We start from the raw sequence: 6,781 nt of genomic DNA on the forward strand, positions 1-6,781 counted from the left end.
CTGATCCCCGATTGGTTTTCTCCACGGCACTCAAGGTATGTGCCTGCTCCATCATCCTGGCACATAATTACCCATCTGGAACACTCCGGCCCAGCCGTGCCGATGAAGAACTTACTTACAAAATGAAAGAAGCCGGCAGGATGCTGGACATCAAGGTGCTGGATCACATTATTCTCTCTTCGGAGCATTACTTCAGTTTTGCAGATGAGGGGCTGTTATAGCCCCCTATTTTCCCTTTATTACAACGTATTTAAGTAAATAGACTGGTTTACCTACAGGGGAGATCATACACTTTCAGCATTCTAAAAATGAGCGAAAGCAGAGCTGGGGTGCGGTTCGAAGTTCATGGCAATACACTTGCATGTGTATTGAGCCAACTATATCTAGTATGCATATAACCATAGATTATGGAAATGAATACCACCCAACTGTACCGTACGTTAGTTCGGGTAATACTTTTTGCTGCTGCAACCATAATTGCACTGTGGTTTTTGTGGCAGGTCTACTCTGCAATTTTGTTATTACTGGTATCGCTTGTACTCACTGTAGTAATCAATAAACCAGTTGGCAACCTGGAACAGAAAGGTTGGAAAAGGGGGTGGGCAGCTTTGGCAATCTTTCTTGCCATTCTAATCGTTTTGGGTGTATTGGCATGGATTGTCATACCTAAAGTGAGTCAACAGTTCCAGGTACTGTTGGCTAATTTGCCACAGTATGTTGATACCGTACAAAATAGATTGAACGACTGGCTGGATGTTATTCCCGGAATGGGCAAACAAGCTGAGTCCCGATCTAGCCCGCTTACAGAGGGTTTACCATCTGTATCGCAAGCACTGATGCGTATTGGAAACATATCTTTAAGTGTGTTGAATGTGGTTTTGATTGTGATCATTGTGCTCAGTATGGTTGTATATGCTGTGGTAAATCCCAAGCCATTAGCAACCCTATATTTTTCCTTCTTTCACCCCCAGCAACGGGAAGCGGCAACAAAAGCGTTTCGGGAGGCCGCAGTTATGTTGTCAGGTTGGTTCAGATCTAATATGATTGGCGGTTTTATTGAGGCGGTAGCAACTGTAATAGTGCTTTCCCTGCTGGGTGTGCCAGGTGCATGGGTATGGGGGGCATTGGCCCTTTTTGCCGAATTGATACCCAGGCTTGGATTTTATATTATGGCCGTTCCCCCAACGCTGGTGGCTTTGTCCATTAGCAATGCTACAGCCATCTGGGTAGCAGTCTTTTTTATTGTAATGGATGAGGTGATGGCTGATTTTGTGATGCCGCAACTGCGCTCTAATACTATGAACATTCATCCTGTTCCCATCTTGTTTATGGTATTGGCTATGGGCTCGGCCTTCGGCTTTGTAGGCATCTTGCTGGCAACACCACTGACAGCTATTATAAAAGCATATTATGAAAATTTCTATGAATACCGCTTGCCAGTGGATAAGGAGTTGCCCACCAGGATAGCGGCAATCATTTATGCCAAAGACAAGCACGAAGGTGATTAACGGTTTGCTGAAGATGATTAAGATGTCGAAAACTCACATTAGCCAGAGTAACCAGCAGTTTCATGTTTAGAATACGACCGTTATTTCTTGAGTATATGCTGCTTTATGGCTTTTCATATTAGACCTTTTTACCTATCGCATATTGGTTTTTGGAAACTTTACGCGTTCAGGGTGTTTACGCAACTCTTCCATTAAGTTTTTAAAAATGCGGTTTTTAACTTCTCCTGATTGTTTGGGCGCTACCAGGTATCGTACAACTACTTTAATCCAGGTGTTATCATGTGCACGTAATATGATGGAGGGAGCTTCTTTCACCTCCAGTTGGTCGATTGGCGTTGCGGCCAATATCTTTTTCAGCCGCTTTACCCGGCGCAACATGGTGGCGCCAACTTCCCTTTCCACAAAACTGCGGACTGTTTCACTTACAAAAGAAAGGTCGCTTTCGTAGGCTACAAACAATTTGATTTCATTCCAAATAAAGGGGAATAAGGGCTAGAAATAATTGTGGATGTATTCATTAAAGACTTTAGAGTTGGAAAACCGTACTATACGCCCACTTGGGTGATCGCCTGAAAGATACTCTGCGCCAAACTCCCAAAGAGTGGTATCGAGGTAACCCAGCTCAATTACATCTCCTTTTACATCTCCGATCCTGATTCGGTCACCAACAGAAAAGGGCCGGCGTACCAGTATATAGATCCAGCCAAAAAAACTGGTAATTGGATTTTGAAAGCCAGGCCCAGCACTAATGAAATGATGCCAAAAGATACCATGGCCGCATACCAATTAGCAAAAAGCAGCGAGAGCACTACAAGAAAAATAAAGATGGCAGCTACCAGGTCTGTGATCCTAGTTAGGGTATACCGGGTTATGGCATTATCAATGTTTTTTTGTAATAGCCGCTTTACAATACGGCCAATCAGTAGAATAACCGTGGTTAGAATTACACCCAACAGCATCTTCTGCACCAGTGGAATATAGCGGTTGCGGATTGGGAAGTATTTCCAGCCAAGAAGGTAATACAACACAGAACAGATTAAGACAACTAGGACGCCAATGAACAACAGTTTCTGGCGTTCCTTTTTAGCATCAGGATCATGAGCCACTGATGGTTCCCCAGCGGAAGATTGCCGGAGGGCTGCCTGGATTTGGGGGTCGGATCGCAAAGCTTCAATTTCCCTTGCTTCATTCAATTCTTCCGCATTCATTATAAAAAATGATGATCCGTTTCAACGTTTATTACTCTTGTGCCACCCTAAAAAGAGAAGCTCTAATCTGAATTATAGGTGGTGGAACAATAATTGATGTAATCGTAGATAATTTATGGCACAGGTATTACGCTATTGCTCAGTTGTACTTGGTTTGCTGTGTTTTCTGTTTACAGCTTTGCCGTTGATTCGGTTACCGGCATGGTGGATCAGAATATTTGATTTTCCACGGTTGCAACTTTTCTTTCTTTGTTTAATTGCCTTGGTGTTGTTGCTGATTTATAAAGGCATTAAAAGCTGGTACGGCAAGTTACTGGTAAGTCTTTCTGCTGGTGCCCTATTGTATCAATTGCATCTCATAATTCCATTTACTCCAGTATATGCCATAGCCGCGCCTGATGCTAAAGATACCCTCAACTCCTTTTCCATCCTGCACGCAAACGTAGAAATGAGTAACCGGAACGCCGCTGGTTTTATTGCCTTAGTGAAAAAGTATCTACCAGATATTTTGTCCGTCAACGAGCCTGATGATTGGTGGCAGCAACAGTTGGAACCGCTAGACAGCTTGTATCCATTCCGCGTTAAACAGCCGCAATCGAACACCTATGGCATGCTCCTTCTTTCAAGATTGCCCTTACAAAACAGTAGGGTTAACTATCTGGTAGAGGAGAAGGTGCCATCAATCTTTACCAAAGTAACTGTACCAGGCGGCAGAAAGGTTAACCTTTATTGCATTCATCCAAGACCTCCCAGGCCTGGTCAGTCGGTTACCAACCGAAACCAGGAAATTCTGATACTTGGTTCTAAAATAAAAGAAGATAAGAGTCCGGCGCTTGTAGTTGGTGATTTAAATGACGTTGCCTGGTCTTACACCACCCGCCGTTTTAAAGAGTATAGCGGTGTATTGGACCCACGTCAAGGGCGCGGTTTTTTCAATACATACAACGCACAATGGCCATTGCTTCGATACCCACTGGATTACATATTTTATACTCCGGATTTTGGGTTGTTAGAATTAAAGAAGCTGGACTATTTCGGGTCTGATCACTTTCCAATGTTCATCCGGATGACTTTTACTGGAAATTAGGTTTGCGTACACATTAGTGAATGCTATAAGATTTCATTTGCACCAGGTTTTGATGCCATATTCCATATTCAAAGTAGATTACCGCTATGACTGGGGCTTTATGCAACTGACACAATCTGAGATTATTGCGGTGATCTTATTTTTCCTCAGATTACCCATAATATGCCTTTATGGTCGAAAGGCCAAAATATTGCCACTTATGCATAAAGAATAAGGAGCTGCCAGTCGCGCTTTAAGGATTTTAAAACTGCTCCGAATCATCCTGTTACCTTCAGTGTAAGGAAAATCTTAAGCGCTGGGGAAACAAGCCAAGCCACATTGAAACCTGAGATCTTCTGTTTGATTGTATGTTCCTGAAGAGATATGCTTCCAAGTAGCTGTTTCTACTTTCAATAATATTTTGTGAGTGTTGATTGTTCCTGTCATGTTGGAAAGGTGTATTCGGACTAAAAGTTCTATATGCTTCCAACAGGTTAATAGCATCTACTTTCAAATCTTAAAGCCTACCGTTACATAATAGTTCCTGCCATCGCTTGGCCATATTCCTGGACCTGGGTAGAAAGTCGGTCTTTTAGTAAAATAACTTTTGTCGAAAATATTGTTGAGGCCACCCCGTAGATTGATCATTGGGTTTATTCTTATAGTGGAGTTGAAATCCCAAACTGAATAGCTTGGTGTTAAACCTCGTGCACCTGTTACTGGCGGAGTAACTGTATTTAGCACATCTGAGAAAGTCTCACTGGTATAATTATGAAGAATAGTACATGTGAATCCTTTATACAATACTTCCAAGCCATTCCTTGTGATCCAATTTGGAACGGCTTCCACTTTGTTGCCAGCAATTGGCTTGTTGGACCTTCCATCGGAAACCTGTCCCTTTACATATTGTGCATCCATATAAGTGGTAGATGTGAAAAGGCCGGCAAACAGGTTACCCGTCAATGGGAATCTGTACTGAAAAAATATTTCCATGCCATTGGTGATGCTGTTGCCCACATTGGTTTTAAATGTGTATGGTTGTCCAGTGGGATCTTGCAACACCAATGTACCCAGTCGGTTTTGATAGCTCAATCGAAAATAAGTTAAGTCGAATTGCAAATACTTTAGGAGCTTACCCCGGAGCCCGACTTCCAGGTTGTAACCAAATGCGTCTTTTAAGCTTTTATCAATGCGTTCGTAAGTAGATGCAGGCACAATGTCTTTAAAAATAACGGGACGATATGCCTGTGAAAACCCAGCGTAAATTTGATTATCTGTTGAAAGCTGGTATTGTGTATTCATGCCTGTTAAAAGAAAATCATGTTTGATTGTTGTAGGTAGTTCATCTGTGGGATAGTACTTGATTTTGCCGACCATTTCGGATTTTCCATGTTCATAACGGACTCCTGGAGCAACAGACCAATATTTATTCAATTGGAACTTATGCTCAGCAAACAGAGCTATGTTGCCGGTTCCAAAATGGATGTCCCGACCAAAGTTGGGTTCCACTAAGGATAGGTCGTAATTCGTAGCGGTAGTGCCTTTTCCCAGCTGTTGCCGGTGTAGATCGTTATTCATATACATGATTCCTGCAACTAGCCTGCTTTCTAATTTTCCTAAATAAAATGAGTGCAGCAGCTTGGCCTCGAAGGTTTTGCTGTTGAAGTGATCAATGTCTACCTGTCGGTTTTTGTATGTACCCGTAACGGGGTCCATGTTATCAGGTATATTAGCGAAAGCATCCAGTTGAACGCTGCTACGGTTACCAAACACACCAGATAATGTGGCGTAAACTTTCGTTTTTTTGGTCGGTTGCCAATTCAAACTAAGGGAAGGAACATATATATCAGGACTGAAAAAGTTTCGGTTTCTGGTACTTAATCTTGGATTTTGTTGAAACATGCTGTCATTCAAGGGACCTGGTATTTGGTACAGATATTTTGATCTGCCTAGTTCACCTTTCAAGACAAGCCTATCGGATAATTTGTATTGGAGCTGAATAAATTGCGCGTTGGCATCCGACGGGCTGTTCTCACGGTATCCTGAAGAATGGCGACGATAATAATATGCAGTATAACTAAACTTCTTACTTGTGCCGCTGATTGCATTGTAGGTGCTCATAAGAGCAAAAGAACCTACGGTGTTAACACTTTCAAATGATAATACTTTGGTGCTGTCCGGTTTTTTGGTGATATAGTTGATCATGCCGCCAAACTGAGCTCCATATTGTAAGGAGCCTGTTCCCCTAACGAGCTCAATTTTTTCAATGCTTTCCATTGGAGCGCTGTAATGGCTGGCGGGATAACCGTACATATCGGAGTTGATGATCACATTATTTTGGCGATTGTTAAATTCCCAGCTTCTATGCGCATCAAGTCCACGGGTAGAGATGTTTATTTGGTTGCCACTTCCATCCATGTCATACACGAATACTCCTGGAACCTTGGCGAATAATTGCCGACCAGTTTTGATACTTATATTAGCGTTTGTATTAGCGATTGATATTACTTCATTTTTTTTCCCTGCAGTTACAAAGCTTTCATCCTCGTCAGGCAGCCGGTTGATGTCTTTTCGCATCCATGCTTTGATTTTGATTTCCTTTAAGTTTTTGGATGAACTAGTGTCCATAAAACTTTGGGCAAAGCAGGCGGAATAAACAAAACAGATCAAAAGCAGTAATCCTCTTTTCATGATTTCGAGTGGTGTTTCAGTAGACTAACTTAGGAATTTCTGCTTCCTTTATAGCGTTTTTCTTGTACAAGAACGACTATCTCTGAGTGTAACTTCATACAACCCATGTTTGACGATTCTACAAAATTGATTTTGTCAGAAGGTAATAATTTGTATTTCAGCCGACTTTCATCTTTCTATTACGCTTCCGTTGCGTCGCACCCTTGTACGTTCTTATCGCTATTCAGCAAAGGGGAACAGCCTTAGTAAGCACCTCGGCTGCAGTGCTGGTGCCGGGCTTTGTGGCATTCATTACTACCCAAACTTAG

Annotated in this window: 7 protein-coding genes; 3 read left to right on the forward strand and 4 right to left on the reverse strand. The window is 42.3% G+C overall.

What is annotated here, in order from left to right:
- Both BUE76_RS00500 and BUE76_RS00505 read left to right on the forward strand, forming a co-directional pair.
- A partial coding sequence (locus BUE76_RS00500) for a JAB domain-containing protein (RefSeq protein ID WP_317043371.1) occupies nt 1–221 on the forward strand: 221 nt, incomplete at its 5' end.
- A 186-nt stretch (nt 222–407) separates the two neighbouring features.
- On the forward strand, nt 408–1,508 hold the full coding sequence (locus BUE76_RS00505) for an AI-2E family transporter (RefSeq protein ID WP_073039137.1): 1,101 nt from the start codon (nt 408–410) through the stop codon (nt 1,506–1,508).
- 132 nt (nt 1,509–1,640) lie between these two features.
- Here BUE76_RS00505 and BUE76_RS23870 read toward each other — a convergent pair whose 3' ends face one another.
- From BUE76_RS23870 to BUE76_RS25010, 3 genes are read right to left on the reverse strand one after another with little or no spacing between them, the layout of a single operon-like run.
- Nucleotides 1,641–1,967 (reverse strand): hypothetical protein, encoded by a 327-nt coding sequence (locus BUE76_RS23870; RefSeq protein WP_083596289.1) that lies wholly within the window; start codon nt 1,965–1,967, stop codon nt 1,641–1,643.
- A 33-nt stretch (nt 1,968–2,000) separates the two neighbouring features.
- Nucleotides 2,001–2,258, reverse strand: coding sequence for a mechanosensitive ion channel domain-containing protein (locus BUE76_RS25375; RefSeq protein WP_394333527.1), 258 nt, complete (start codon nt 2,256–2,258; stop codon nt 2,001–2,003).
- On the reverse strand, nt 2,147–2,716 hold the full coding sequence (locus tag BUE76_RS25010; protein WP_245798245.1) for a hypothetical protein: 570 nt from the start codon (nt 2,714–2,716) through the stop codon (nt 2,147–2,149). The genes BUE76_RS25375 and BUE76_RS25010 overlap by 112 nt, the downstream gene beginning before the upstream one ends.
- A 115-nt stretch (nt 2,717–2,831) precedes the next feature.
- Here BUE76_RS25010 and BUE76_RS00515 point away from each other — a divergent pair, with 115 nt between their 5' ends.
- Nucleotides 2,832–3,803, forward strand: coding sequence for an endonuclease/exonuclease/phosphatase family protein (locus BUE76_RS00515; RefSeq protein ID WP_083596287.1), 972 nt, complete (start codon nt 2,832–2,834; stop codon nt 3,801–3,803).
- Between the two features lie 489 nt (nt 3,804–4,292).
- On the opposite strand, the gene BUE76_RS00520 is transcribed toward BUE76_RS00515, so the two are convergent.
- Complete coding sequence (locus tag BUE76_RS00520; RefSeq protein WP_073039133.1) at nt 4,293–6,473, reverse strand: TonB-dependent receptor family protein; 2,181 nt, start codon at nt 6,471–6,473, stop codon at nt 4,293–4,295.
- Nucleotides 6,474–6,781: the final 308 nt, after the last annotated feature.

The sequence above is a fragment of the Cnuella takakiae genome (genome assembly GCF_001953305.1).
Classification (GTDB): domain Bacteria; phylum Bacteroidota; class Bacteroidia; order Chitinophagales; family Chitinophagaceae; genus Flavisolibacter; species Flavisolibacter takakiae.